Genomic DNA, 26,322 nt, shown 5'->3' with positions numbered 1-26,322 from the left:
AATCAGGGAAACCGCGGGCGGGATGGCTTATTTCGGACCAAGGATTTTCAGCAGTTTGTCCGGCGAAGGCGCGCCTTGCTGCTGTTGCAGCTCGCCCTTGTCGTCGAGGTAGAAGATCGCCGGGGTGGCGGACAGTTCGAGTTCTTCCATCAGCTTCATGTTGGCGTCGAGCTTGGCCTGGATGGCTGCCGGGATTTTCGCCAGGGGCTTGAGGGTGCTGCCTTTGCCGGCCTTTTCGTGCTCGGCCAGGGTTTTCTGCGGGTCTTTGGCGGCGAGCAGGGCGGCGGATTTACCCGGGCTGTCTTCGCGGATGATGCCGACCATGATGTGCCGCAGCTGGACCTTGCCTGCGTTCACCCAGGGCCGGGCCTGTTCCCAGAACATGTTGCAGTACGGGCAATTGGGGTCGCTGAACAGGTACACGGTGCGCGGCGCGTCCTTGTTGCCGTCGGCGATCCAGTTGCTGGCTTCCATCTTGGCCCAGACTTCCTTGGACATCGGCGCGTACACCAGCTTTTGCAGGGGCTCGGCGCTCAGGTCCTTGCCGTCGGCGTCGTACAGGTTGCCCAGCAGCACGTGCTGACCGTCGGCGGTCAGGTACAGGGTCATGCCCCGGTTCTGGTACTGCGCGGCGTAGCCCTTGAGGCCGCTGGGGGCGTCGAAGCTGCCGATGATCTTGGCGCCCTTGGCTTCGATCTTGCGGATGGGCGCCGGCAGTTCTTCGGCGTGCAGCGCGGTTACCGGCAGCAGGGCGGCGCCCAGGGACAGGGTCAGCAGGTGGCGGATGAAGGGCATGGCAGTTTCCTTGAAGGGGCGAGCGCCGAGGTGTGCGGCGTGTCGAAGTTTTCCAGGGCGCGGGCCAGGCTGGCCTCGGACAGTTCGCCCAGATGGCTGCCCAACAGGCGCCCGTCGGCGCTGTAGAACAGGGTAGTCGGCAACGCCATCGAACCCACGGCCTTGCCGAGACGACCGCTGCCGTCGAACAGCACGTTGTTCAGGTTCAGACCCTGGGTGGCCAGGTAGGTGCTGACGCTTTGCATGCTTTCGGCCTGGTTGACGAACAAGAAGGTCAGGTCCGGGCGTTGCTGCTGGGCTTTTTCCAGCACCGGCATTTCTCGCCGGCACGGTGGGCACCAGGTGGCCCAGAGGTTGATCACCAGCGGGCCGCCCTGATAGTCGGTCAATTGCACGCTTTCGCCGGTGGCGCTGTGCAGGGTGATCTCGGGCAGGCGCGTGCCTTGCTCGTACAGGGTCAACGACAGGCTGGCCAGCAGCCAGAACGCCAGGCCGCTGCCGACCCCGGCGCCCAGGGGCCGGCGCAGCGCCGGCCGGCACCAGCCCCAGGCCAGCGCCCCGAGCACCAGGACAATGACCCCGGGCCAGACCAGGAAGCCGCCGTCGCGCAGGTCGACGATCTGCCACAGGTCATCGCGATAGTGTTTCCAGTAGGCCAGCACAAAGCCTGCGCGCGCGGCCAGGAGGCCGAGCAGGAACAGGCTGAACAGCACCGATTCGGGGTTTTCACCACCGCGCTTGGCCACCCTCCAGCCAATCAGGGTGGCGAGCGCCAATGCACTGATCAACAGCAGGTGGTTAAGGGCGATGGCAAAGGTGCCGATGGTAAAGGTCAGCATCAACGGGCTTCCCGGGTGATGGTCCAGCGTTGCAGAAAAGCCGCGGCATCTACCTCACCGGTGATCCGCTGGCTACGACGTTCTTCGCCGTCCGGGCCGATCCACAGCAGGCTCGGCGGCCCCGGCACTTTATACCGGTTGAGCAGTTCGCGGCTGTCGGCGTTGTCGGCGGTGACATCCAGGCGCAGCAGGCGCACGTCGCTCAGGGCCTGCATGACAGTGGCCTGGCCGAACACCTGCTTCTCCATGACTTTGCACGACACGCACCAGTCGGCGTAGTAGTCCAGCAGCACCCATTGGCCCTGGGCCTTGGCACTGTCGAGGGCGCCTTGCAGCTCGGCCGGGGTCTTGACGGTATGGAACGCTTCGTCGGTGGTCGCGGCGCTGGCGACGTTGCCGCCGCTGTAGACCTGCAAGGGTTGCCACAGGTTGTCGCTGCCGCCGGCAGCGCCCACCAGCAGCAGGCTGCCCCACAAGCCGACCAGCAGCGCGCCGGCACCGAACAGGTGCAGCAGCCGTCCGGCAATGGCCCGTTGTTGCCAGGTGGCGTAGGCCAGCACCAGGCCCAGGGCGCCCCACAAGCCCATCCACAGGCTGGCGTCCAGCACCGGGCGCAGCATGTAGATCGCGGTGCCGAGGAACATGAAGCCGAACGCGCCCTTGAGCAGGTTCATCCACGGCCCGGGCTTGGGCAGGAAACGGTTGCCCACGGTCACCAGCAGCAACAGTGGCAGGCCGATGCCCAGGCCCAGGGCAAACAGGGCCAGGCCGCCGAATACCAGGTCGCCGGTCTGGGCGATATACAGCAGGCCGCCGGCCAGGGGCGCAGTCATGCACGGGCCGACCAGCAAGGCGGAGAGGGCGCCGAGAATGCCGCAGCCGATCAGGCTGCCGCCCTGGCGCTGACGGCTGGCGTCTTCCAGGCGGTCGCGCAGGAAGGCGGGCAATTGCAATTCGAAGAAGCCGAACATCGGCAGCGCCAGCAGTACGAACAGCGCGGCGAAGCTGCCCAGGACCCAGGGCTGTTGCAGCCAGGCTTGCAGGTTGCTGCCCAGCAGCGCGGCAATCACGCCCATGGCGGCATACACCAGGGCCATGCTCAGCACATAGCTGCTGGCCAGGGCCAGGCCGCGACGGGGGCTGGCGCCACTGCCCACCACCAGCCCGCCGAGGATCGGCAGCATCGGCAGCGAGCACGGGGCAAAGGCCAGCACCAGGCCCAGGCCGAAGAACAGCAGCAGGCTCCAGCCCAGGCTCTGCTGTTGCAGGCTGCTGGCCAGGGCCTGGTCCGCCGCTTGCGTGGTGTTGCCGGCCAGCGCCGGGCTGCCCCCCAGGTCAACCTCCAGCGATTGCGGCGGGTAGCACAGGCCGGCGTCGGCGCAGCCTTGCCAGCCGACCTTGATCTTGCCGCTGGCGCCGGCCGGGATCTTCAGTTCCAGGCCCTGGCGATAGACTTGCTGGGCGCCGAAAAACTCATCGCTATGGGCCTCGCCCTCGGGCAGCGGCGGTTTGTGCGCATCCGCCAGGCCATCGAGTTTCAGCCGCTGTTGATAGAGGTAGTAGCCATCGGCAATTTGCCAATAGAGCTGGGTCTCTCCGGAGTCGAGACGTTGTGAAGTGAACACGAAAGCCTTGCCGACCGGCAGGAAGTCCGGCTTGACCTCGAACGGGTTATTCCCCGCCTGGGCCACGGCCGAGACCAGTAAACACAGCAAAATAAACAATCGACGCATGCTAAAGCCTTAAACCTTTGGGGGCAGCGAGCACAATGGCGGGTGGCGATTAACCGATGATTAACCCTGCGCAGCTTGTGGCGTTGGCCGTGCGGGCCATAATGTCGGCTTAATCCCGCGCGGTCTTAATCTACGCTTTTCTACAGGTCTCACCATGCACGTACTTGTCTGTGAAGATGATGAGCTGATCGCCAGCGGCATAGTCGCCGGTCTCACGGCCCAGGGCCTGACCGTGGAGCATGTCGCCACCGCTTCCGCGGCGCGGGCCATGCTCGGGGTGGCCGAGTTCGATGTGATGGTGCTCGACCTGGGCCTGCCTGATGAAGACGGCCTCAAGCTGCTCAAGCAACAGCGCCAGCAAGGCCTGGAGATTCCGGTGTTGATCCTTACCGCACGCGATTCGGTCACCGACCGCGTCGACGGCCTGCAGGCCGGTGCCGACGATTACCTGCTCAAACCCTTCGACCTGCGTGAACTCGCCGCCCGTCTGCACACCCTGTTGCGCCGGGTGGCCGGGCGCAGCGTCAACCTGATCGAGCATGGCCGCCTCAGCTACGACCCGAGCACCCGGGAAACCCTGCTCGGCGGCGCACCGGTAGACCTTTCCCGACGCGAGCAGGCGCTGCTCCAGGCGCTGCTGCACAACCGTGGTCGGGTGCTCTCCAGCGAGCAGCTCAAAGACAGTGTCTACGGCTTCAACGACGAGCTGGAGAGCAACGCGCTGAACGTGCACATCCACCACCTGCGGCGCAAGCTCGGTAACGGCATCGTCGAGACCGTGCGCGGCCTGGGCTATCGCCTGGGGCCGGCAGATGGCGGGGAGGACGCCTGAGTGATGAGCCTGCGCCTGCGCCTGAGTCTGACCCTGGGCGCTGCCTTTATCCTGATCTGGGCCCTGGCGGCGGCCTGGATGCTCAGCGACCTGCGCAATCAGATGATGTTTTCCCTCGACCAGCGCCTGGTGGCTTCGGCGCGCATGGTCGCCGGCCTGCTGGAGCAGTTGCCGGAGCTGCCGAACAAGGGTGAGGGCACCCATTTCAGTGCCCAGCAATTGAACGTCCCCGGCGGCATGGCGTGCCAGGTCAGCTCGTTGCGGGGCGAGATCCTGGCCCGGAGCCACAGCACCCCGGAGCAGAAACTGGAGGCCGAAAAACTGGGGTTTCATGACCAGATGATTGACGGCGCGCGCTGGCGCAGTTTCACCCTGGCCCGCGACAACCTGCGCATCACCACCGCTGATCGCCAGGTGGAGCGCGAAGCCCTGAACATGTCGGTGCTGCTGGCGGCCTCGGTGCCGGTAGGCGTGGCGCTACTGGGGTGCCTGTGGCTGTTCTGGCTGGGCATCGGCCAGGGCCTGGCGCCGCTCAACCGTATTCGCGACGCCTTGATGCGGCGCAGCGCCGATTCCCTGGAGCCGTTGCAGATCGACCCGATGCCCAGTGAACTGCGGCCGTTGGTGGAAACCCAGAACCAGCTGTTCCAGCGGATCGCCAAGACCCTGGAACGGGAACGCCGCCTGACCGGCGACGCCGCCCACGAACTGCGCAGCCCGCTGACGGCGATCAAGACCCACCTGCAAGTGGCGCGCATGACCGAGGGGGCCGCGCGCGACCAATCCCTGGCCCGCGCCGAAGAGGGCGCCGACCGCATGCACCGGACCCTGGAACAATTGCTGCTGCTGGCCCGGGTCGAGGGCAGCCTGTCGTTCGACGACGGCGTGCAGTGCAACGCCGAGCAGGTGGCGCGCCTGGCGATCCAGGACGCGGCCAGCGGCGCGCGCCAGCGGATCCGTCTGCACCTGAACGACTCGGTGGCCACCGCACCGGTGGAAATGCCCTCGGTGCTGGCGATTGCCGCCCTGCGCAACCTGCTGGACAACGCCTTGCGCCACACACCGGACGACGCGCCGGTGGAGCTGACCCTGGAAACCGTCGGCAGCCGTGTGCGCTTTCAGGTGCGCGACCATGGCCCCGGTATTGCCCAGGAAGACCTGCAGCACCTGACCCAGCGTTTCTGGCGCAATGGCCAGAGCACCGGCTGTGGCCTGGGGCTGGCGATTGTCCAGGCGATCGTCCAGCGCTGCGGTTGTGCCTTGCTGTTCGACAGCCGGCCGGATGGCCTGCGGGTCGAATTGACCTTGCCGCTGCACGCCGCCTGATCCCACTCCAGGGCATCACGCCCTGGGTCTTTTTCGTGACTGGAGCAACGCGGCTGATGACCGCTCACGGGCCCACGTCGCCGGATGCGGATTGCCCGGCACCTGCCGTTGAGCAATTAACTGTCCCCTGGGTGTAAATCCCTGTCGTGCTGGTGCGTTTCCAGAACAGGAAAACCTGCGAGTGTGCGCCGTCACGGCTGCCTCTGGCTGGTGAGCAGTTTTGGTCAATTCCAGCGTGAGGGTTTGCGATGTCAGCCGTTACCAGCCTTATTGAAGATCAGCCCGCGCGGGTCAGCCCCGCGCCGGCCGAAACCCTGTATCAGTTCAACGAATCGCCGTTGCTGGCGCGTCAGGCCCGCCAGGAGTCCAACGCCCGCAGTTACCCACGGCGCATACCGTTGGCGCTCAAGCGCGCGCGCGGCATTTATGTCGAGGACGTAGAAGGCCGGCGCTTTATCGATTGCCTGGCCGGTGCCGGCACCCTGGCCCTGGGGCATAACCACCCGGTGGTGATCGAGGCCATCCAGCAAGTGCTGGCCGACGAATTGCCGCTGCTGACCCTGGACCTGACCACGCCGGTCAAGGACCAGTTTGTCCAGGACCTGTTCGGCCTGTTGCCCCAGGCCCTGGCCGACGAGGCGAAGATCCAGTTTTGCGGCCCCACCGGCACCGACGCGGTGGAAGCCGCGTTGAAGCTGGTGCGAACCGCCACCGGCCGCAGCACCGTGCTCTCGTTCCAGGGCGGTTACCACGGCATGAGCCAGGGCGCCTTGAGCCTGATGGGCAGCCTGGGCCCCAAGCGCGCGATGGCCGGCCTGTTGAGCAGCGGTGTGCAGTTTCTGCCCTACCCCTACGACTACCGCTGCCCGTTCGGCCTGGGGGGCGAGGCCGGGGTCAAGGTCAACCTGCATTACCTGGAAAATCTGTTGAGCGACCCGGAAGCCGGCGTGCAATTGCCGGCGGCGGTGATCGTCGAGGCGGTGCAGGGCGAGGGCGGGGTGATCCCGGCCGATCTTGATTGGCTGCGCGGCCTGCGGCGGATTACCGAGAAGGCCGGCGTGGCGCTGATCGTCGACGAGATCCAGAGCGGTTTCGGCCGCACCGGCAAGATGTTTGCTTTCGAACACGCGGGGATCATTCCCGATGTGGTGGTGATGTCCAAGGCCATTGGCGGCAGCTTGCCGATGGCGGTCATGGTCTATCGCGACTGGCTCGACACCTGGTTGCCGGGGGCCCATGCCGGCACCTTCCGTGGCAATCAGATGGCCATGGCTACCGGATCGGCGGTGATGCGTTACCTCAAGGAGCATCGTCTGCCGGAGCACGCGGCTGCCATGGGGGAGCGCTTGACCGAGCACTTGCGGATCCTGCAACGCGAGTTCCCGCAACTGGGGGATATTCGTGGCCGTGGGTTGATGCTCGGCGTCGAGCTGGTCAACCCCGAAGGCGAGCGCGATGCCCAGGGCCACCCGCCGCACTACGGGCAGTTGGCGCCACTGGTGCAGCGCGAGTGCCTCAAGCGCGGGTTGATCCTGGAGTTGGGCGGACGCCATGGCAGCGTCGTGCGTTTCTTGCCGCCGTTGGTGATTACCGCGGCGGAAATTGACCAGGTGGCGAAGATTTTCAGCCTGGCGGTGGCTGCTGCGGTGAGCAGTTTGTAATTTATTGCCGCGCTGATCCGTTCCTTTTACACAGTGGCCGCGCACGTGGCGTGGCGAACCTTATATCGATGGAGACACGCAATGACTTCAGTATTTGACCGCGAGGACATCCTCTTTCAGGTAGTGGTCAACCACGAGGAGCAATACTCGATCTGGCCCGACTACAAAGCCGTGCCACAAGGCTGGCGCACCGTCGGCAAGAGCGGCTTCAAAAAGGAATGCCTGGCCTATATCGAAGAGGTCTGGACCGACATGCGCCCCCTGAGCCTGCGCCAGAAAATGGATGGCCAGGCCGTCGCGGCGCAGTAAATCCCAGATACGCCGCGCCTGTAGCCGCAGCCTGCGGCAGCGGCTACAGGGCTCACCACAACGCCGTGATGTGTCAGGTGTGCTTGGCGCAGCCTGCGGCCGTGGCCACAAGGGTGTAGCTCAATGGCAAGCGCCATGGCGCTTCCTTGAGGTGCCATTCTTCCTGGTCGTCCAAGACCATCTGCCCAGGCAGCGCTTCCCAGGGAATGCTTTGGTGTTCCACCAGGGCGCTGATCTGCAGGCCATATTTCAGCAGTGCGGTGATGACCTCGCCCAGGCCGTGGTTCCACTCGTAGCTTTGGCTGGCCTTGATCCGGACTTCGCTTTGCACATAGGTCGTCTCATCGTTCCAGCTCAGCGGCTGCGCCTGTTCGAAGTAGGGGCGGTCCACCACCAGGGCGTCTTGGCGGTCTTCGTTGAGGCTCATCATCATTGGGTGCCCATCGCGCAGGAACAGCCGGCCACCGGGCTTGAGCAGTTCACTGACGGTGCGTGCCCATTGGTCGATGCTCGGCAGCCAACACAGGGCGCCGATGCCGGTGTAGACCAGGTCGAAACTTGCCTTGGGCAGCACCTCGCAGGCCGCGTAGACATCGGACTCCACATAGGTGATCGGCGTGGCGCATTGCTCCGCCAGGCTGCGGGCCTGGACCAGCGACGCCGCGGAGAAATCCAGCCCGCTCATCTGCGCGCCGAGGCGCGCCAGCGACAGCGTGTCGGTGCCGATATGGCATTGCAGATGCACGGCCCGCAGGCCGCGGATATCGCCCAGCAGCGGTTGATCGAAACGCACCACGCACGACAGGTGGTGGGGGTCGTCGAGGTAGCGCTGAAATGCATATTCCTCGGACGCGGCATGCAGCGGTGCGCGTTCGTCCCAGTTGGCTTGGTTGAGCTTGAGGTAGTCGCTCATGGGGCAGGGCTCCTGTCGGTCCTTGAAGGCGAACGGCAGGTTAGCACCGGCTAGGGGGCTATTTCCTGAAGGTTTTTGTAAGCGCGTAACGGCCTGTAGGTGCCGGGTTGCGGATGCCCGCTCGCCGGCTCCCGTTTACAGCGCTCAGGATTGAGGCGTGAGGGCGCGGGTGACCTGGCCGATGTTGGTTTCCAGCTCGGTCAGGGGGTCGTCGCTGTCGGTTTGCAGTACCAGCAACTGGCTGCCTGCGGCGCTGATCGCGGCTTTCACGGCGTCGGACGGTTGGCGGTGGTGGAGGACGATGGCCACGTCGTTGTCCTTGAGCTGGGTCTTGAGTTGTTCAAGGGTTTGGGGCGTCCATTCGTTGTCGGGCCGTGCATCGACGCCGATCGACTCCAGGTTGAGCCCGCTGATCAGGTAACCGAAGTGTTCGCTCAAGCTGAACGTGCTGAGGTTATCGGCATCGGCCAGGCGCGCTTCGCTGTCGGCGCTGAGTTTGAGCAGGCGCTGCTTGAGCGCGGCCAGGTTGGCTTCGATCTTCGGTTTGGCCTCGGGGGCCAGGCGCACCAGGTCGGCGGCGAGCACATCGGCCATGCGCCCCAGGTTGTTGCTCGACAGCCAGGGCTGGCTGTTCAGGCCATCGGTCTTGCCCGGTTGCAGGGCGATGCCCGGCAAGGCGCCATCCACCGGCCGCGCGGCGTCGACTTCGACCACATGGATATTGCTGCGCCGGGCGTTGGGGTACAGCGGATCGTCGGGCCAGATCGAGCGCAGGCCAATCACCGCGTCGGCGCTCAGGGCCAGTTTGCTCAGGGCCGGGGCGCCGCGCCCGGTGAAGTAGGCGGTCTGCCGCGAACCCGGGAGGTTGGCCGGTGCTGCCCGCTCCAGCTTGACCGGCGTGCCTTGCAGCAATATCTGCCCCAGGCCGAAGGTCACCGGCAACGAGGCCAGTACGGTGACCGGCTTGCTGGCCGTGGCCGAGTGCAGGGCCGCATTGCCCAGGCCGTTGCTGGCGAGCATGTGCATCGGCTCGAAGCGTTCGACGGCGCCGGCATGGCTGATGCCGAGCCCGGCCAGGGCCAGGGCGACGGTCAGGTGACGCAGGGGAGTGTGCATTGAACGAAGCATTTATCCGATATTCCCTTTCAGACTGGGGACCGTGCCGCGGGCGATGGCGGCGAGGGCGAAGGCGATGCCGGCCACCAGGATGATCGCGGCGCCGGAGGGGATGGGCAGGTCGAACAGGATCGGCGCGAGAATGCCGCACAGGGTGCTGACCGTGGCGATCAACACCGAGATCCAGAAAAAGCCCTTCAGCGACTGGCTCAGCAAGCGTGCGGCAGCGGCCGGGATCACCAGCAGCGCGCCCACCAGGATCGCGCCGATCACTTTCACCGCCGCCACGGTGATCAGGGTTACCAGGATCACGAACAGGTAATCCAGGCTTTTCACCGCCACCCCGCGCACCGCTGCCAGTTGCGGGTTGAAGCTGGCGAGCATGATGCGGTTGTACAGCGGCAGGCTCAGGCCCATGACCAGTGCGCCGACCACGGCCAGCACCAGCAGGTCGTTGCCGTTGACCGTCAGCACCGAGCCGAACAGTACGTTCTCGAGGATGTGCACGTTGATCTTGCCCGCCAAAATCAGCAGCAGGCTGGCGCCCAGGGCCAGGGACACCGAGAGGAACACGCCGATCAGGGTGTCCGGTGCCAGGCCCGTGCGATTGCGCAGGTAGTTGAGCAGGATGCCGAACAGCAGGCAGTAGCCGAAGAGGCTCCCGTAGGGCCCGGTGTAAGGTTCGCCCAGCAGAATGCCGATGGCGACCCCGGTCAGCGCCGCGTGGCCCACGGCTTCGGAGAAGAACGCAAAGCGCTTGACCACCACCAGGGTGCCCAGGCCGCCCAGCACCGGGCCGATCAACAGGCCGGCGAGCAGGGCGTTGACCACGAAGCCGTAGGCCAGGGCTTCAGGCAGATACCCGGAAGAGGCCCAGCCCTGGATCGTCAGGCGCACAGCTTCATAACTCATCAGGCGGCACTCTCGCAGGTGGCGTCGGCGGGACGCGGATGGGTGGAAAACAGGGTCAGCAGGCGTTCCGGAGTCAGGGCCTGTTGCGGATGGGCGTCGAACAGCACGCGACGGTTGAGGCCGGTCACCCGGTCTGCCAGGCGCCCGACCGCTTCCAGGTCGTGCTCGATCCACAGCAGGGTGATCCCGGCGCGGCGCCAGTCGCCCAGCAGGCGCTCGAAGACCTGGATCCCGGCTTCGTCGAGGGCCGACATCGGCTCATCCAGCACCAGCAGTTGCGGGGCCGGGATCAAGCCCTGGGCCAGCAGCACGCGCTGGCGTTCGCCGCCGGACAGCGCACCCATGCGCCGCTTGCGTTTGTCCTGCATGCCGACCCGCTCCAGGGCTTCGCCGATGGCCCCGGCGTAATGCCGGCTGAGACCGAGGAAGGCCGGACGGCGCTGGCACATGGCGGCCATGAAGTCGTCGACGGTCATCGGCAGGCCGCGGTCGAATTCCAGGGCCTGGGGCACGTAGCCGATCACCCCCGGTTCACCCGGCCACTGCAGGCTCAGTTGGCCCTGGTGCGGCATCTGCCCGAGCAGGGTCTTGATCAGCGAGCTCTTGCCGCCGCCGTTGGGGCCGACCAGGGCGTGCACGGTGCCGGGTTGCACGGCAAAGCTGACGTTGTCGAGGATGGTGGTGCGGCCCAGGGTCAGGCTGACCTGGGCGAACTCGATGGACGGGCCGCGGGTCAGGGTTTCAATGGCGGTCATGCCCCGGCCTCCTGAATCGCCCGGACAACGGTGTCGAGGTTGCCGGTCATTTCCTTTTCATACTTCTCGGCGCTGTAGTCGCCATAGGAAATATGCGACAGCGGGTACAGCTTGACCCCGGATTCGCGCTGGATGGTGTCGACGTAGGTGGACGGGAAGTCCATCTCGGAGAAGATCACCTTCACGTCCAGCTCACGCAGTTGGTCGATGGTCTTTTTCAGCTGGCTGGGGCTGGGCTCGATGCCGTGGGCCGGCTCGACCACGGCTGTGACTTCCAGGCCGAACTCGCGCAGCAGGTAGTCGTAGGCCGCGTGCACCGTGGCCACTCGCAGGTCGGCGTTGGGGGCTTTGGTCAGCTTGGCCAGGGCGTCGGCGCGCATCTGCCGCAGGCGCTTGCCATAGGCGCGGGCGTTCTGGGTGTAGGTCTTAGCGTTGTCCGGGTCCATCTTGCCCAGCTCGCGGGCGATGTTGTTGACCTGGGCAATGGAGGCGCTGATGGAGAGGAAGGTGTGCGGGTTGACCACCTTGCCCGCGCCGCGGGCGGCCACACCGGTGGCGGCCAGCAGCGGTACGTTTTCGTTGGCCTCGATCACCGGGATGTCGGGGCGCTCGCTGGCGGCGATCATGCGGTCGGCGAAGTCATCGTGACCCACGCCGTTGAGCACAATCACATCCAGGGTGCCGATGCGCTTGATGTCTTCGGCGCGCGGTTCGTAGGCGTGGGGGTTGAAGCCGGCGGGAATCAGCGGCACCACCTCGGCCTTGTCGCCGACGATATTGGCCACATAGCTGTAATACGGGTGCAGGGTGATGCCGATGCGCAGGCGCTTGGCTTGATCGGCCTGGGCCAGGGGCGCAAGCAGCAGGGCCAGCAGGCCGACCAGCAAGCCGCGCAGCAGCGGGCGACGTAGAGATGAAATAGGCATGGGCAAGCAGTCTTCTCTCGGGTGAATGCGGAGTTTCAGTGCCGATGCTGGCGGGTCACCCCGGCATCGAATTGCGCGACCACCTGTTTCCAGCCGGCATCGAGCAGGGCCTGGTCACTGAAGTCGGTCGGGGCGGCAAGGGGCTTGCTGCGGTTGAGCCAGATAGCCGGGTTGCTCGGGTCAGCGCCGATGCGCATCACAAACGAGCCTGCCACTTGCGGGTTCTGGCTCAGGCCGACATAGGCCTGGCCGAGCAATTGCCAGGCGTGGTCGCCACGGCTGATCGAGCTGGCGTCCTGGGCAAAGGGCGCGAAACCTTCTGCGGCCAGTTGCGCGGGGGTAGGCAGCGCCTGGGCCTCGGCTTGCAACAGGTGGATTTCGTCGAGGGTCACCCGCAGGTCGGCGTAGATCCCCTGTTCGCCGGCGCTGAGGTCGCGTCGGGCGTCCAGTTGATGACTGTCGACGCTGCTGACGGTCTGCGACTCGCCGCGCAGCAGCGCTACCGAACCGGCCACGGCCAGGATCACCAGGCACAACAGCAGCACGTACAGGGTTTCGTGGCCGGCGCCGGCAGGGCGCACGATCTGGGTTGTGGAGGCGCTCATGGGGCCTCGATATCGGCTTGGTCGATTTCCACCACGTGGCCGGGGCCGGCGTCGAACAGCACGTAGAATTCCGACGCCGGCTTCTTGAAGGTCAGTGTCGAGTCAGTGCCCAGCTTGCCCGGGACGAGGATGGTTTCGTCGTAGCCGATCACGTCCAGGGTCACCCCCGGGGCGCCACTGCCGTCGGAGAAACCGCCGGTGCACTGGATCTGCTCGGCGTCGATGGCCTTGCATTCGCACATCGGGTTGTGGGCCAGGGCGTTGCCGCTGAATGCGGCGCCGGCGGCCAGCAGCAGGGCGCTGCGCAACAGGCGCAGGCGGGAGAGGGGTGCGGCGAAGATCATGGTTTGCCTCCTTGTTTGTTCAGCCAGGCAATGGTGGCGGGCGACGCTTGGCTCAGGGGGATGGCGGCCTGGTGCATGCTGCCGTCCCAGCCTTCCATGGTGATCCACAGTTCGGCGTCGGCCTTGGTTTTTTCCGCGACCGGCAAGGTGGCAGCCAGGCGGTACGGGGTGCCGAAGAAAATCACCCCGGCGGCGCGCAGGCTGCGCGGTTTGCCGATGCGCAGGTACGTGGCCTTGACCTGATCAACGCAGGCCTCGCACAGGGCGGCGTTAAACCGTTTCATGTAACCGGCCGGGCCGTCGAGGCGTGGTGCTTCATTGCGCAACTCGGCCAGGCGCAAGCTCCAGGGGCCGACCTGGATTTCCCCGAGTTCCCGCTCGCCCAGGCCGCTGTCACCGCGAAACAGTGCGGCGTCGGCAAAGTACTTGGGCATGAACCCCAGGGGGATCAGCAACAGCAGGATGTTCAGGTGGAAACGCCATTTGTGCCACAGCCGGCTCAGGCCCGAGGTCGGTGTGGTAGTGGTTGCCTGGCTCACAGGTTGCCCTCCGGGGTGTCGGTGTTCATCGCCGGGACAGCCCGGGGCGGGGTGCTACTACGGGCCGGTTTGTTACTGCGCTTGAGCGCGTTGGCGGTGGCCAGTGCGGTGCGTTTGGTCCAGATCAGCAGGCCGCTGAGGACCATCATGCTCAGCACCAGGCCGAAGAAGAACCAGATCAGCTTGATCCACAGGCCGCCGAAATCGCCGGTGTGCAGCGGACGCATGGATTCGGTGACGAACTCCAGGGAAGTGCGGTCCGCCAGCAGGCTGGTGGTGTCCACCGAGCCGGTATAGGGGTTGATGTTGGCGGTCTGGAACATCAACGGGTACCAGCCACGGCCGCCGACGTACAAGTGGCTGTAGGCGTTGCTCGGCAGGCTGACGAAGCTGATGTCGAAGCCGGGGATTTTCTGCGTGGCAATGGCGATCGCCTCGTCCAGGCCGATCATCGGCGCGGGCTTGCCGTCCAGCGACATCGGCACGCTTTCACGGGCGATCACCGGAACCACGGCTTCGCTGGAAATGCTGATGTGGTTATCGGCCAGGATCGCCTCGATCAGGAACCAGGTGCCAGTAATGGAGATCACCGCAATAAACCAGATCGACCAGATGCCGCTCAGGCGGTGGAAGTCGCCCCAGAAAATCCGCGCGCCGTGCTTGAAACGCAGGTTGGGCTTGAGAAACCCCTTCCAGAACTTCTTGTAGACCACCAGCCCGGTGATCAGTGACACCAGCAGCGGCAGGCCCAGCAGCGACACCAGGTACCAGCCCCAGCTGTAGCCGTTGGTGAAGGGCACCAGCCACCAGCCGTGCAGGGCACGGGTGAAGGCTTGGAAGTTGAACTGCGGGCTGACCCCCTGGATGGCCCCGGTATAAGGGTTGACGTACACCGTGACCGAGCGCCCGTCGGGATAAGTAACAGCGGCATCCAGGGCGAAATGCCCTTCATCGGGGGTGCTGATGGACCTCACCATCAACTGCGGCTCGGCCTGCTTGATGGCCGCGACCACCTGGTCGTAGCTGAGGGCCTGGGCATCATCCGACGGTTTGCTGGCCCGGACATCCGGGTTGGCCAGCCACACGATCTCCTGGCTGACCACCGCCAGGGTGCCGGTGACGCACACGATCAGCACAAAGAACCAGATGGGCAGCGCCAGCCAGCTGTGGACGAGAAACCAGATTTTTGAGCGAGACTTCTTCGACATTGAATGCACGTCTTGATTCGAGGAGTGGAGCCGCTTTGGCAAATTGACCTCATGCCCCGGGCACAAAAAGTGGAGGCATAGGTTTAGCCAACGCGGCCGGCTGCATCTAATTAAGACGAATGAGAATCTTAAAACCCGCAGGCGGATATGAAAGGAAATGTTTCAGAGCCAGTCAGCGGCCCACCGAGCCCCGGGCCTGGGCCAGGCCACAGGGGGCGGGAGGGCTGATGAGCCGCTAAGGGTCAGCCATGGGCGGTCGTCCGCGAGGTGCCGCACGTTTCGGGCTCAGGCCTGTTGAAACATCTGCGCCGCGCGCTGGCTGATTTCTTCATTGCTGAGGTTTTCCTTGCGGCTGGCGAGGAACCACAGGTGGCCGAACGGATCCTTCAGGGTGCCGCTGCGGTCGCCGTAGAACTGGTCCTTGACCTCGGACACCACCTGGCCGCCGGCAGCGATGGCCTGGGCGAACTGCTGGTCGACGTCCTTGACGTACAGGTGCAGCCCTACCGACGGCGAGGCCTGCGGGTTGCTCAAGGGGCCCTGCTCGCAGGGGCTGCCGAGCATGATCGGGCAGTCGCCGATGCGCAGTTCGGCATGGCCGATGCCGCCGTCGGGCATGCTCAGGCGCATGACTTCAACGGCGCCGAAGGCCTTTTTATAGAACTCGATGGCCTCGGCGGCCTTCTGGATGCCCAGGTAGGGGGTGATGCTGGGGTAGCCCTCGGGAATCGGATTCACGCTCATGACGCTTCTCCTGGATCGTGGTGAGTGACGCGGGTGGGCCGGTTTTTCCGGTGGATTCACTATAGGCCCGGGCGTCATTGGCCCTGGTGCGAGCCGACGAGGTGTCGCCCTGGCAACAGTGGCGCGCTGTTGGCCGGGCAACAGTGATCCAGCAGTTTGCTCGCCAGGGAAACCTTCACTGCTGGTCGCGCTGGCGCAACTGATTGAATCCATTGGCTAAAACTTCCGGCATGGAAGCTGCAATGGCCCTGGCAGACCTTTATTCACCCGAGAGCGCTGCATGCCTTCCTTGCCTGAATCTGCCGTTTACCCCATTCATTCGCCCGCTGCCCATGTGATCCGCGACGAGGCCGAAGCCATCAGCGTCGCCGAGCGGGTCGCCGCCGTGCTGCTGGAACGGGACGCCGAGCGCGACCGCAGCCGCCAGGTGCCGGTCGAGGTGGTCGACCTGTATTCCAACAGTGGCCTGTGGGGCATCAGCGTGCCGCGCGAGTTTGGCGGGGCCCAGGTGTCCTACGCGGTCCTGGCACGGGTGATTGCGATCATCTCGGCGGCCGATCCGTCCCTGGGGCAGATCCCGCAGAACCACTACTGCCTGCTGGAGGACATCCGATTGCAGGGCAGCGCCGAGCAGCAGGCGCATTTTTTCGCCCTGGCCCTGCAAGGCCATCGCTTCGCCAATGCGTTGTCGGAAACCGGCGGCAAGAACGTGCAGGACATCCAGGCCACCATTCGTCGCGAGGGTGACGGCTACCGTGTCAATGGCCGCAAGGGGTACTGCACCGGCTCGCTGTATGCTCACTGGCTGGCGGTGCTGGCCCTGGACGAAGAGCAAAAGGGCCAGTTGGCCTTTGTGCCTCGTGACACCCCGGGGCTTTCGGTGATCGATGACTGGGACAGCATGGGCCAGCGCACCACCTCCAGCGGTACGGTGCTGGCCCAGGACCTGTATGTACCGGCCTTCAACCTGTTTCCCACCTACCGCTCCTATGAAAGCCCGACCCTGGCCGGGCCTTTCGCCCAACTGACCACCGCCGCCATCGACGCCGGGATCGCCCGCGCCGCGCTGCGCGACACCGTGGCCTTTGTGCAGCAGCATGCGCGGCCATGGATCGATGCCGGTGTGGAAAAAGCCAGCGAAGACCCGCTGACCATCATTCAGATCGGCGCCCTGGACATCCGCCTGGAAGCCGCCGAGGCCCTGCTGGAACGTGCCGGCCTGGCCCTGGATGCGGCGCGTCCGGCGCCGGATGAAGACAACGTGGCCCGGGCCTCGCTGGCAGTGGCCAGGGCCAAGGTGCTGACCACCGAGATTGCCATCGAGGCCAGCAACAAGCTGTTCGAGCTGGGCGGCACCCGCTCGACCCTGAAAAAGCACAACTTCGACCGTCACTGGCGCAACGCCCGGGTGCACACCCTGCACGACCCGGTGCGCTGGAAGTACCACGTGCTCGGCAACTGGCTGCTCAATGGCGTGAAGCCGCCGCGCCACGACTGGTCCTGAGGCGCACGTCATGGCTGAGTTACTGAAGAATATTTACTGGGCCGATATCGGCCAGGCCTGCCTCGACACCCTGAGCATGCTGTTTGCCGCCCTGGGGTTTACCGTGCTGCTGGGGCTGCCCCTGGGGGTGCTGCTGTTTCTCACTGGCAAGCGCCAGTTGCATGAGGCCATAGGCGTTTATCGGGTGCTGTCGGTGATCGTCAACATGCTGCGTTCGCTGCCGTTCATCATTTTGCTGATTGTGCTGATCCCCCTGACCACGCTGCTGGTGGGCACCTCCCTCGGGGTGCCCGGCACCATCCCGCCGCTGGTGGTGGGCTGCACGCCGTTTTTCGCGCGCCTGGTGGAAACCGCCCTGCGCGAGGTCGACCGCGGCGTGGTCGAGGCCACCCAGGCCATGGGTGGCAGCACTTGGCAGATCATCCGCCACACCCTGTTGCCGGAAGCCCGTGGCGGGTTGCTGGCGGCGGTCACCGTGACCGCCATCGTCCTGGTGGACTACACCGCGATGGCCGGGGTGATTGGCGGCGGCGGCCTCGGCGACCTGGCGATCCGCTATGGCTACCAGCGTTTCCAGACCGACGTGATGGTGGTCACCGTGGTCCTGCTGCTGGTGCTGGTTCAGGCCCTGCAGATGACCGGCGACCGCCTGGTGGCGCGCTACAGCCGGCGTTGAGCCCTTCCTTTTCAAAACCAAAAAACGGCCTCACGTGCGCCCCACGACGGTCACTCGCCTCTGCCTTAGGAGCACAGCATGAAAAAGTCCCTGGCCATCCTGGCCGCCGTCCTGTCGTTGAGCGTTCACGCCAATGAAAAGCTGATAGTCGGTGCCACCCCGGTGCCCCACGCGGAGATCCTCGAATTCGTCAAACCGACCCTGGCCAAGGAGGGCGTGGACCTGGATATCAAGGTCTTCACCGACTTTATCCAGCCCAACCAGCAACTGGCGCTGAAAAACCTCGACGCCAACTATTACCAGTACCGGCCGTTCCTCGATGACTTCAACAAGACCCGCCACACCGACCTGGTGCCGGTGGTGGGCGTGCACATCGAACCCTTTGGCGCCTACTCGACCAAGATCAAGAACATCTCCGAGTTGAAGGACGGGGCCACGGTGTCGATCCCCAATGACCCGGTGAACACCGGCCGCGCCCTGGTGCTGCTGCACGAGGCCGGTTTGATCAAGCTCAAGGACCCGAGCAACACCCTGGCCACCCAGCGCGATATTGCCGAGAACCCCAAGCATCTGAAGATCCGTGAACTGGAAGGGGCCTTGCTCGCCCGTTCGGTGAGCCAGGTGGACCTGGCGTTTGTTTTCGCCAACTACGCCCTGGAAGCCGGGATCGACACCAACAGCGCGCTGATCGTGGAGAAGGGCAAGGACCTGTACATCGAGTTCCTGGTGGCGCGCCCGGACAACATCAACGACCCGCGGATCCAGAAGCTGGCCAAGGCCTTGAACTCCGATGAGGTCCGGCAATTTATCCTGACCCGCTACAAGGGTCAGATTGCCCCGGGCTTCTGATTTGCCCACTCGGCGCCCGGTGCCCGACGGGCGTTGTCACAAGGTGCGCAGTTGACGCACGTCGTGCTGCACCAGCGCTTCATCCAGCGCCACTTCCTTGAGCGGGACCGCGCCCACGGCCAGGGCCTTTTCGATGCTCAGGTCATCGCCCTGGGCCGCGAGCAGAGCTTGCAGGCGCTGGAATTCGCCGCACCAGATGGTTTCGATGTCCTGATCGCGCTGGCTGTCGTGATTGGCGGTCAGCGCCACCGCACGCACTTGCAGCCGGCCATTGTCGGCGCTGCCGCCGACTTCGACGCCATAGCCCGGGGTGGCGGTTTTGCGCAGCACCACCCGGCCCTTGTCGGCCCAGGCCGTGGCCATGCCTTCACGGACTTCGTAGCCCAGGCTGCTCAAGCCTTCCAAGACTGCCTGGCGTCGGGCCAAAGCGGCCTGGCGTTGCAGGTGCTCGGCGATCAGTGCGGTGCATTGTTCGATCAGCTCATTGACCCTGTGCGGGTCGTCGGCGGCGCACTGCTGCACCTGGCTGAGCACGTCCTGGGCCGCTTCGCCGAGCAGGGTCTCGACTTCCGCCGCCAGATCCTGCAACTGGGCCAGGCGCTCCCGGCGTTCGGTGCTGGCGCGGGTGGCCGCGGCCAGTTCCAGCACCAGGCTGTCGAGCAGCAGGTTGCGTTGCAGGCTCCGGTGTTCGCTTTCGATCAGCACCAGCTTGGCCAGGTACGGTTCGGCGCTGGCGTCGCTGTCGAGGGTCTGCAGGTGGGCGATATGCCGATCGATGTCGAGCAGGCGGGGTTCGCGTTGTTCATGGGCGGCGCGCCACTGGGCCAGGGTCTGGGGCGCGGTGTCGGTTTGCAGGCGCCGGGCCAATTGTTGTTGCGCCTCACTCAGGCTGCTGTCGAGCGGCACCGCGCTGAGTGCGGCAAAGCCCTCGGCCAGAATACCCTCGGCTCGTTCGCCGCCCTGGCCGTCTGCCAGGGCTTGCAGTTGTTCCAGCAGCGCGGCCGGCGCCTCTTTGCCTTGCAGGGCCTTGAGCAGGGTCGCCGCGTTTTCCCGCAGGCGCCGCTGCCATTGCCGCTGCTCGGCAGCGCGTTGCACCGCGCGCTCTTCGCGTTGGGCCAGGTCACGCTGGAGAAACTCGATCTCGATCGGCACCAGGGTTTGCAGTTCACGCAACTGGTCGGCGTCGATCAGGCGTCGCAGTTGATCGCGACGGGCGTAGGTGGCGGCCTGTTCGCCGGCGTTGAGTTCACCGATCCGTGCGGCTTGCTGCTCCCAGCGGGCGATGGCTTTTTCCAGGCGGCGCAAATGGCCGGCGCAGATCTCGAGGACTTCTTCGCGGGTAATGATGCGTACGACTTTAGGGCCGCTCATGGGGTGTCTTCCGTATCGAGGAGGGGCTGCACTGCGTCCGGCTCGGCGACTATGGCCGGGGCCGGGGCCACCAATGGCGGGGCCACGACCGGCTGGCTCAGGGCGCGTTCGATGGCGGCTTGCAGGCGGGCGCGCTCGGCGTCGCCATCCTGGTACCAGCCCTGGGACGAGACCCGGTGGATATGGGGAATGGCCCGGCGCAGCACCGACGGCCGCCAGATCTCTCGCGAACGGGCGCGGCCGAGCAGGGCGTGGCGCGGGGTGTCGCATTCGATGCCGATGGCATACAGCCCGGTGGCCGGGTTTTCGATGGCGAAATCCAGGCCGAAGGCATCGCCTTCGTTGGCCGGCGCTGCGGTCCAGCCCAGGGTTTGCACAAAGGCCGCCACAGCCTGGGTAAAACCGTCGCTGTGGGCGCTGTGTTGCAGGCGCACTTCCGGGCGTTCGGTGAGCAGGCGCCCGAGTACGTTCTGGCTGGTGCTGAACTCCCCGGCAGACAGCGCCCGGGCGTATTCCAGGTAGCCCTGCAGGTAGTCCCGGGGGCTGGCCGGCGGGCGCTGGGTGCTGAGCATGTCGGAGATGTCGGCAATCGGCATCGAGGTGATCATCACCACTTTTTTCCGCGCCCGGGTCACGGCCACGTTGAGTCGGCGCTCGCCGCCGGTCTGCCCGAGCACACCGAAGTTGCGGCGGAAGCTGCCCTGGCTGTTACGGCCGAAGGTCGAAGAGAAAACAATGATGTCCCGTTCGTCACCCTGGACGTTTTCCACGTTCTTGACGAACACCGACATGTCTTCGCCGTCTTCGCTGCGTTCACGTTCCTGGCTGTAGGCGGCGCGGAACAACGGGTCGAGTTCGGCGCGGCGTTCCAGGCATTCCTCGATCAGGTCGGCCTGCTTGCGGTTGAAGGTCACCACGCCCACCGACGGTCGCTCGTCGTACGGCGTCAGCCACAGCTGGGCCAGGTGCTCGACCACGCGCTCGGCTTCCAGGAGGTTGCTCTGCTGCTGGTAGACGCCGTCGACGCGAATCAGCTCCAGGGGCTTGATGCTGAGGATATTGGCCTGGGGATGGCGCACCGGAATACTCAGGCGGTTGCCATAGAACGAGGCATTGGAGAAACCGATCAGCTCGCGGTAGGCCGAGCGGTAGTGGATCTGCAAGGTGGTGGCCGGCAGCGAACTGCGGGCCAATTGCAGCAGGTCCGGGCAGTCCTTGATCTCGCGCCGGTTCCAAGTGTCTTCGAATTCCTCGCGCTGTTCTTCGTTGTCCTGGTCTTCCGGCAGGTCGCCGTCGAACAGTTCGGCTTCGTCACTCTCGACCCGGCTGGAGAAAAACGCGGTCGGCGGCATTTGTTTTTCATCGCCGCTGACCACCGTCACCCGCCCGCGATACAGGGTCGGCAGGGCGAACTCCACCGGCATCTGCGAGGCTTCGTCGTAGATCACGATATCGAACAGCCCGGGCTTGAGCGGCAGCACCCGGCTCGCCACATCGGGGTTCATCAGCCACACCGGACGCAGGCTCATCAGGCCCAGGCTCGAGCCCATCTCGATGAACTCCCGCAGGCGCCGCGAACGCCGGCCTGTCAGGCGCGTCACGTCTTCCCATTGCTTGCGCGTGCCCAGGCGTGCGGCGTCGATGCCCTCGCTGAGCAACTGGCGATTGAGCAGGCGCATCTGCGCGTCGGCTTCGGCAAGGCTGGCAATTTTTGCGGCGGTTTCGCTTTGCTCCAGCATCAGCTCCGGCAGCTGTTGCTCCATGCGCCGTTTCCAGCCCAGGCGCGCTTCGCGATTGAGCATGCGCCGGATCAGCGCCTCCAGTTGTTCGGGCGGCACGGCATCGAGGGCCGCTTGTTGCTCGCGCAATACGCCAAACAGTTCAAGGTCGGCGGCGGACAGTTGGCCGACCCGGGTCCGGAACTGCTGATAGGCCGCCAGCGTCGGCAGCGCAGCCTCCAGGCGGTTGAGGATCAGCAGGTTGCTCTGGTTCTGCTGCACCGCGCCTTGCAACTGTGCCAGGAGCGGCGGTTCCAGCCAGTCCCCCAGGCGTTGCAGGGCGGCCAGGCTCAGTTGGCGCACATTGCAGCGGATAAAGGCCGCGTCGTAGCCAGCGAGCAAGGCTTCCAGGGACTGCCGCTCGCCGGTGAGAATCGCGGCGTCCACCTGGTCGACCCGGGGTGCTTCGGCCAGGCCCCGGGCCAGGGCGCGCATGTCCTGCAATTGCCGCAGGTCATTGCGCACCAGCGGGTGCAGGGCCAGGCCGCTGTCGCTGGCCACTTCGCCCAGGCCCAACACCTGGTGCAACTGGCCGAGCTGGTGGCGCAGCGGACGCCACTGGCTTTCCAGCAGGGCGGCGTTGAGCAGGGCCGGCAGCCGTTGTTCGCTGGCGCTTTCCCCCTGTTCGGCGAGGAAGCCCAGCACCTTGCTGCGGCGCACCAGGCGCAAGGGGTTGAGCCGGGCCAGCCAGGAAGTGCCCTGGATCAGGCTGCGGGTGCGGTTCTGCAAGGCCCGCAGCTCGGCCGGTGGCAGGCTGCCGAGGGCCGGCGACAGGCTGGCCTGGTAATGGGCCGGGTCGCACTGCTGCAATTGCAGGTCCAGTTGTTCCAGGGCCTGGATCAGGCCATCGCCCTGGGGCGTTTCGCCGCCATGGCTGCGAAACAGCGGCAGCCAGCGGGCCAGTAGGTGGCGATGGCTGTCGTCGAGGCCGAGCAGGCTTTGCACATGGCCATCGAGCCAGGCGCGATAGGGCGCCGGGTCCTCGACTTCAAAGCTCGCCGGGTGGCTGTCCAGGGTTTGCAGGCGCGTGCGCTCGGCTTCCTGAAAGCTTCGCAGGCTGCTGTCGAAGGCTTGCAGGCTGGCCTTGTCGGTGGGAAAGGCCTGGACCTGGGCCAGCACGCTGTTTTCGTAACGTGCCGGCAACCACAGCCGGGCCAGGGGCGCGCAGGCTTCTTCCAGGCGCGTCAGGTCGGCGATGTCCAGGGCCGCCAGGCGCTGGCGCAGCACCGGCATGTCCAGCGGCGCGGTGCCTTGTTCGAGGCCGATCAGCTCGCCGAGCAGGGTCCGGTAGCTGAGGCCGGTGTGTTCATCGAGACGGTGCAGGCTCTGGTGGAAACGATCCAACTCGCCTTCCAGGGCTTCGATCCGCGCCGCCAGGCGTTCGCGCTGGCGCAACCAGGGCTGCTCCACCACCTCGACCTTGAACAGTGCCTCCAGTTGTTCGCGCACGCTGCGGATCACCGGTTCGCGGTCGCGGTTGATGTCGTTGAGCATGACGATGCGGTTGCCCAGGCCTTCGGCCACCAGGCGTTTGTGCACCACTTCCAGGGCCGCGTGCTTCTGGCAGACGATCAGCAGGCTGCGCTGGCGGCCAATGGCGTCGGCCACCATGTTGACGATGGTCTGGCTCTTGCCGGTGCCGGGCGGGCCTTCCACCAGCAGCCCGGGGGCTTGCCGAGCCTGGAGCACGGCGGCTTCCTGGGACGGGTCGCTGGCCACGGTGAAGAAGCGTTGCAGTTCCGGCACCGCCTCCATGGCCGGCGCCTGGGTGCTGCCCTCGGTCAGGCGCAGGGCGGTTTCCAGGCCGGTGCCGCCGGGGGGCAGGGCCTTGAGCTGGCGCAGGTCTTCGCCGATGGCCTGGCCCATGAAGGCCACATGGAACAGCACCGCGGAGCAGGCCAGTTGATCCTGGTAGGCGACCACCTCGGTGGTGGCCGGCGGCAGTGCCCCCAGCACCCGCGAACGGGCGGTGGCCAGCATGCCGAAGGCGTCCATCACGTCGGCCGCCTTGAGCGCCGAGCGCCCCAGCAGCTCGTCGGCGGCCTTGCGCCAGACCTTGCTGGCGTCGATCCCGAGCAGGGTTTCCAGGCCCGGGTTGAGCCGCACCTCTTCGCGTTCGCTGTCGAACACCAGGGACACCTGGCCACGGCTGCCGACTTCCAGCAGCAGCTTGACCGGCCACAGCAGCAGCGGGGCGATGCGGGTGCGGGTGGTGCCGCGCGGGTCGCGGGTCAGCAGGAACGGAAAGCCCAGGTACAGCCCGTCGATCCCGGTGTCGCGCTTATACAGCGAGCTTTGCCGGTACAGGCTGTTCAGGCGCCCCTCTCGCCCTTCGTCGCTGGCGAAGCAGGCCGGGTCCAGGGCAATCGGCTGCGCGTTGCGCGCTACCAGGTGATCCAGCAGGGCCGGGGCCGGGCTGCGTTCGCTGTGCAGTTCGTGGAGGTCGACCCGGGCCGTGGTCTTGCCGATGCTCATGCGCACCAGCGGCCCGCGCATGACCACGCTGGCAACCTTCTTCTCGAAGAAATCCAGGATCTGCGACACGTAATGCTGCTTTTGCGGCTCCAGCCATTGCTCGGCCGGGATCGCCAGTAGCACCAGGGCCCGGGCCAACGGCATGCGCCGCTCCAGGCGGAACTGCTCGGCCCACTCATCGATGCTCGGCACACCACAGCGGGCAAAGCCGCTGATGCGCTCGTCGACGCTGCGGTAAATGGACGGCCGTGGCTGCGCCAGCAAGCTGCGCGCCGCTTCGTCTTCATAGCTCAGCACCACCGCGTCCCGGGCCAGTTGCGCGGCTTCCTCGAGGATCGCGTCCACCGAACGGAACTGGCCGATGGCCGCACTGAGCAACACGATCAGGTCTTCTTCGCTGATCAGGCGCCGGTCCGACAGTGACAGCACGCCGTGGTGCTCGCTGTCGGGCAGCAAGCGCTGACGCTCTTCCCACTGCGCCGCCAGGCGCGCGCGGGAGGTCGAGAGCAGGTAGATCCGCAGCTGGTCTTCGTCCAGTTCGATGGATTGATGCTGGGCGCGCTGGCGTACCTGTTCGGCGCGTACCTTGAGCCGCGACAGCCAGTGTTCGGTCTCCAGGCGTTCCAGCAGGTCAGGGGCCGGGCCGCTGATCAGGCGATAACCGTCCAGGGGGTGTTCCAGCAGCCAGCCCGGGGTGACGATGTCACCGCGCTGGATCAGCGGCATTTCCGGGTTCAGCAGCTTGAGCGCGAGCATCAGCCGCACGTCATCTTCCAGGCCTTCGTGCTGGGCCACCTGGCGCAGGCCGGCCAGCAACTTGGGCGCCAGGCCGGCCTGTTCGGCCCAGGTCACGATCACGCCGCGCAGCAGGTGGTCCAGGGCCTGGTCCCAGTGCTGCGCTTCGGCGGCGGCCAGGGCAAACAGCCGGGGCTTGCGAAAGCGCCGGCTGTCCAGGGCGATGGTTGCGCCTTCGGCGGTGTCTTCCTCGGCGGCCGTGGCGGCGGGGGCGCTGACCGCCTCGCCATTGAGCCAGGCCTGGACCTGAGGCCATTGCCAGCGCTGGTGGCGGTCACGGGCCAGCAGGCCGCGCAGCAGCAGGTCGAGTTGCGGGTCGAGGTCCTCGGGCAACAGCACGCCGTTGGCCAGGATATGGATCAGGTAGGCATTGGCGTTGATGCCTTCAAAGCAGGCGCCCTGGGTCAGTTGCTCGAGCAGGATCATGCCCAGGCTCCACCAGTCCGACGCTGCGGCCACGCCGCCGGCAATCGCCTCGGGGGCCATGTAGCGGCTGGTTTCCAGGGGCGAGACGATGTCCAGGTCGAATTCCGACAGGCGCGCCGAACCGAAGCCGCTGATCACCAGGTCCAGCGGCTCGCGGCTGCGTACCAGCAGGGTCGCCGGGCGCAGGTCGCGGTGGCGCAGGCCGGCTTCGCTGAAGGCATGCAGGGCCTGGCCCAGCTCGCGAACGATGTGCTGCACCGCGCTGACATCAGTGACCACGATCCCCAGGTCGGCCAGGGTGCCGCCGGTGAGTTCTTCGGCCACTTCATAGGCGCGTTCGTCCCAGCGCCCGGTGGCGATGATTTCCGGTACGTGCTCGCGGGGCAGGCGCTTGAGCACTTCGTACACTGCCGGGTCCGGCTCGGAGCCAGCCTGGTACAGGGTCAGCACCGCTTGGCGGGCGCTGTCCAACTGCTCGGCCATGAACCGTTCGCGCACGCCGGTGCTGCTGATCTGGCGCAGCAGGCGCCAGCCGTCGATCACGGTTTCGCCGCTGGCGGCAGCCGGTTCCGGGGCCGCCACCGGCGCCGGGTCGGTGACGGGGGCGGCGCTGGCCGGGTCGGCGCCGCACTCCAGGCACATGATGTCGCCGGGGTCCATGGGGTGCCCGGCGGTGCAGTGCAGGCCAATGGGCGCGGCGTCCAGAGTCTGCTGCTGGGCCAGCAGTTCCTGGGTGATCACCGGTTGAGGGTGCCAGCCGTCCGGGTGGATGGCCTCGGCGGAGAGCTCCCAGCCACAGGGCCGGTCATCCGGCAGCTGGCCTTCGCAAAAGATTTCCGCCAGCGGGCGTGCGGTCTGGCAATTGGGGCAAAAACGTATCATCGGTGGCAA

At 66.0% G+C, this 26,322-nt stretch carries 22 protein-coding genes; 7 read left to right on the top strand and 15 right to left on the bottom strand.

The window, feature by feature from the left end:
- Positions 1-27: 27 nt before the first annotated feature.
- The 3 genes from dsbG to dsbD are packed head-to-tail and all read right to left on the bottom strand — an operon-like array spanning position 28 to position 3,367.
- Positions 28-795 carry a thiol:disulfide interchange protein DsbG gene (gene dsbG / locus AC19YX_RS23860; RefSeq protein WP_078470619.1) on the bottom strand — a complete coding sequence of 256 codons (768 nt, stop codon included), beginning with the start codon at positions 793-795 and terminating at the stop codon, positions 28-30.
- Positions 771-1,634, bottom strand: coding sequence for a TlpA family protein disulfide reductase (locus AC19YX_RS23855; RefSeq protein WP_500607187.1), 864 nt, complete (start codon positions 1,632-1,634; stop codon positions 771-773). Before AC19YX_RS23855 ends, dsbG begins: the two co-directional genes overlap by 25 nt.
- A complete protein-coding gene (gene dsbD, locus AC19YX_RS23850; protein WP_201131863.1) occupies positions 1,634-3,367 on the bottom strand; it encodes a protein-disulfide reductase DsbD in 1,734 nt (577 codons plus the stop codon). Before dsbD ends, AC19YX_RS23855 begins: the two co-directional genes overlap by 1 nt.
- Positions 3,368-3,521: 154 nt before the next feature.
- On the opposite strand from dsbD, the gene AC19YX_RS23845 reads away from it, so the two are divergent.
- The 4 genes from AC19YX_RS23845 to AC19YX_RS23830 all read left to right on the top strand — a co-directional run bounded on the left by AC19YX_RS23845 (position 3,522) and on the right by AC19YX_RS23830 (position 7,495).
- Entirely contained in the window at positions 3,522-4,199 is a 678-nt protein-coding gene (locus tag AC19YX_RS23845; RefSeq protein WP_020299753.1) for a response regulator, read from the top strand.
- A gap of 3 nt (positions 4,200-4,202) precedes the next feature.
- Positions 4,203-5,525, top strand: a complete 1,323-nt coding sequence (locus AC19YX_RS23840) for an ATP-binding protein (RefSeq protein ID WP_078470615.1) — start codon at positions 4,203-4,205, stop codon at positions 5,523-5,525.
- A gap of 248 nt (positions 5,526-5,773) precedes the next feature.
- Positions 5,774-7,186 carry an aspartate aminotransferase family protein gene (locus tag AC19YX_RS23835; RefSeq protein WP_500607186.1) on the top strand — a complete coding sequence of 471 codons (1,413 nt, stop codon included), beginning with the start codon at positions 5,774-5,776 and terminating at the stop codon, positions 7,184-7,186.
- An 81-nt stretch (positions 7,187-7,267) separates the two neighbouring features.
- Positions 7,268-7,495 (top strand): MbtH family protein, encoded by a 228-nt coding sequence (locus AC19YX_RS23830; RefSeq protein WP_201131861.1) that lies wholly within the window; start codon positions 7,268-7,270, stop codon positions 7,493-7,495.
- Between the two features lie 73 nt (positions 7,496-7,568).
- Here the strand turns inward: AC19YX_RS23830 and AC19YX_RS23825 are convergent, their stop codons facing one another.
- The 10 genes from AC19YX_RS23825 to AC19YX_RS23780 form a co-directional block, all read right to left on the bottom strand.
- The gene (locus AC19YX_RS23825; RefSeq protein WP_078470613.1) at positions 7,569-8,408 is read right to left on the bottom strand and encodes a class I SAM-dependent methyltransferase; all 840 of its coding nucleotides are present in this window, start codon (positions 8,406-8,408) and stop codon (positions 7,569-7,571) included.
- A 144-nt stretch (positions 8,409-8,552) separates the two neighbouring features.
- Entirely contained in the window at positions 8,553-9,524 is a 972-nt protein-coding gene (locus tag AC19YX_RS23820; RefSeq protein WP_500607315.1) for a metal ABC transporter solute-binding protein, Zn/Mn family, read from the bottom strand.
- A 12-nt stretch (positions 9,525-9,536) separates the two neighbouring features.
- Positions 9,537-10,436 carry a metal ABC transporter permease gene (locus tag AC19YX_RS23815; protein ID WP_078470611.1) on the bottom strand — a complete coding sequence of 300 codons (900 nt, stop codon included), beginning with the start codon at positions 10,434-10,436 and terminating at the stop codon, positions 9,537-9,539.
- Positions 10,436-11,191 (bottom strand): metal ABC transporter ATP-binding protein, encoded by a 756-nt coding sequence (locus AC19YX_RS23810; RefSeq protein WP_078470610.1) that lies wholly within the window; start codon positions 11,189-11,191, stop codon positions 10,436-10,438. Before AC19YX_RS23810 ends, AC19YX_RS23815 begins: the two co-directional genes overlap by 1 nt.
- Complete coding sequence (locus AC19YX_RS23805) at positions 11,188-12,117, bottom strand: metal ABC transporter substrate-binding protein (protein WP_020299761.1); 930 nt, start codon at positions 12,115-12,117, stop codon at positions 11,188-11,190. The genes AC19YX_RS23810 and AC19YX_RS23805 overlap by 4 nt, the downstream gene beginning before the upstream one ends.
- Before the next feature lie 35 nt (positions 12,118-12,152).
- Positions 12,153-12,722 carry a DUF6162 family protein gene (locus AC19YX_RS23800; RefSeq protein WP_201131859.1) on the bottom strand — a complete coding sequence of 190 codons (570 nt, stop codon included), beginning with the start codon at positions 12,720-12,722 and terminating at the stop codon, positions 12,153-12,155.
- Entirely contained in the window at positions 12,719-13,066 is a 348-nt protein-coding gene (locus tag AC19YX_RS23795) for a hypothetical protein (protein ID WP_078470608.1), read from the bottom strand. The genes AC19YX_RS23800 and AC19YX_RS23795 overlap by 4 nt, the downstream gene beginning before the upstream one ends.
- Positions 13,063-13,605, bottom strand: a complete 543-nt coding sequence (locus AC19YX_RS23790; RefSeq protein ID WP_078470607.1) for a PA2404 family protein — start codon at positions 13,603-13,605, stop codon at positions 13,063-13,065. Before AC19YX_RS23790 ends, AC19YX_RS23795 begins: the two co-directional genes overlap by 4 nt.
- Positions 13,602-14,813 (bottom strand): PepSY-associated TM helix domain-containing protein, encoded by a 1,212-nt coding sequence (locus tag AC19YX_RS23785; RefSeq protein WP_078470606.1) that lies wholly within the window; start codon positions 14,811-14,813, stop codon positions 13,602-13,604. Before AC19YX_RS23785 ends, AC19YX_RS23790 begins: the two co-directional genes overlap by 4 nt.
- A gap of 285 nt (positions 14,814-15,098) precedes the next feature.
- The gene (locus AC19YX_RS23780; RefSeq protein WP_078470605.1) at positions 15,099-15,557 is read right to left on the bottom strand and encodes a VOC family protein; all 459 of its coding nucleotides are present in this window, start codon (positions 15,555-15,557) and stop codon (positions 15,099-15,101) included.
- A 280-nt stretch (positions 15,558-15,837) separates the two neighbouring features.
- On the opposite strand from AC19YX_RS23780, the gene AC19YX_RS23775 reads away from it, so the two are divergent.
- From AC19YX_RS23775 to AC19YX_RS23765, 3 genes are all read left to right on the top strand, one after another.
- Positions 15,838-17,061, top strand: a complete 1,224-nt coding sequence (locus AC19YX_RS23775) for an SfnB family sulfur acquisition oxidoreductase (RefSeq protein ID WP_500607185.1) — start codon at positions 15,838-15,840, stop codon at positions 17,059-17,061.
- A gap of 10 nt (positions 17,062-17,071) precedes the next feature.
- Entirely contained in the window at positions 17,072-17,737 is a 666-nt protein-coding gene (locus tag AC19YX_RS23770; RefSeq protein WP_078470603.1) for a methionine ABC transporter permease, read from the top strand.
- Between the two features lie 78 nt (positions 17,738-17,815).
- On the top strand, positions 17,816-18,586 hold the full coding sequence (locus AC19YX_RS23765; protein WP_078470602.1) for a MetQ/NlpA family ABC transporter substrate-binding protein: 771 nt from the start codon (positions 17,816-17,818) through the stop codon (positions 18,584-18,586).
- A 36-nt stretch (positions 18,587-18,622) separates the two neighbouring features.
- Here the strand turns inward: AC19YX_RS23765 and AC19YX_RS23760 are convergent, their stop codons facing one another.
- Both AC19YX_RS23760 and AC19YX_RS23755 read right to left on the bottom strand, forming a co-directional pair.
- Positions 18,623-19,957 (bottom strand): hypothetical protein, encoded by a 1,335-nt coding sequence (locus AC19YX_RS23760; RefSeq protein ID WP_500607184.1) that lies wholly within the window; start codon positions 19,955-19,957, stop codon positions 18,623-18,625.
- Positions 19,954-26,313, bottom strand: coding sequence for an AAA domain-containing protein (locus AC19YX_RS23755; RefSeq protein WP_500607183.1), 6,360 nt, complete (start codon positions 26,311-26,313; stop codon positions 19,954-19,956). Before AC19YX_RS23755 ends, AC19YX_RS23760 begins: the two co-directional genes overlap by 4 nt.
- Positions 26,314-26,322 lie beyond the last annotated feature (9 nt).

It is taken from the genome of Pseudomonas sp. MF09150, from assembly GCF_059862355.1.
The sequence above is the reverse complement of the archived record's forward strand: the minus strand, read 5'-3'. Positions and strand labels throughout refer to the sequence as shown.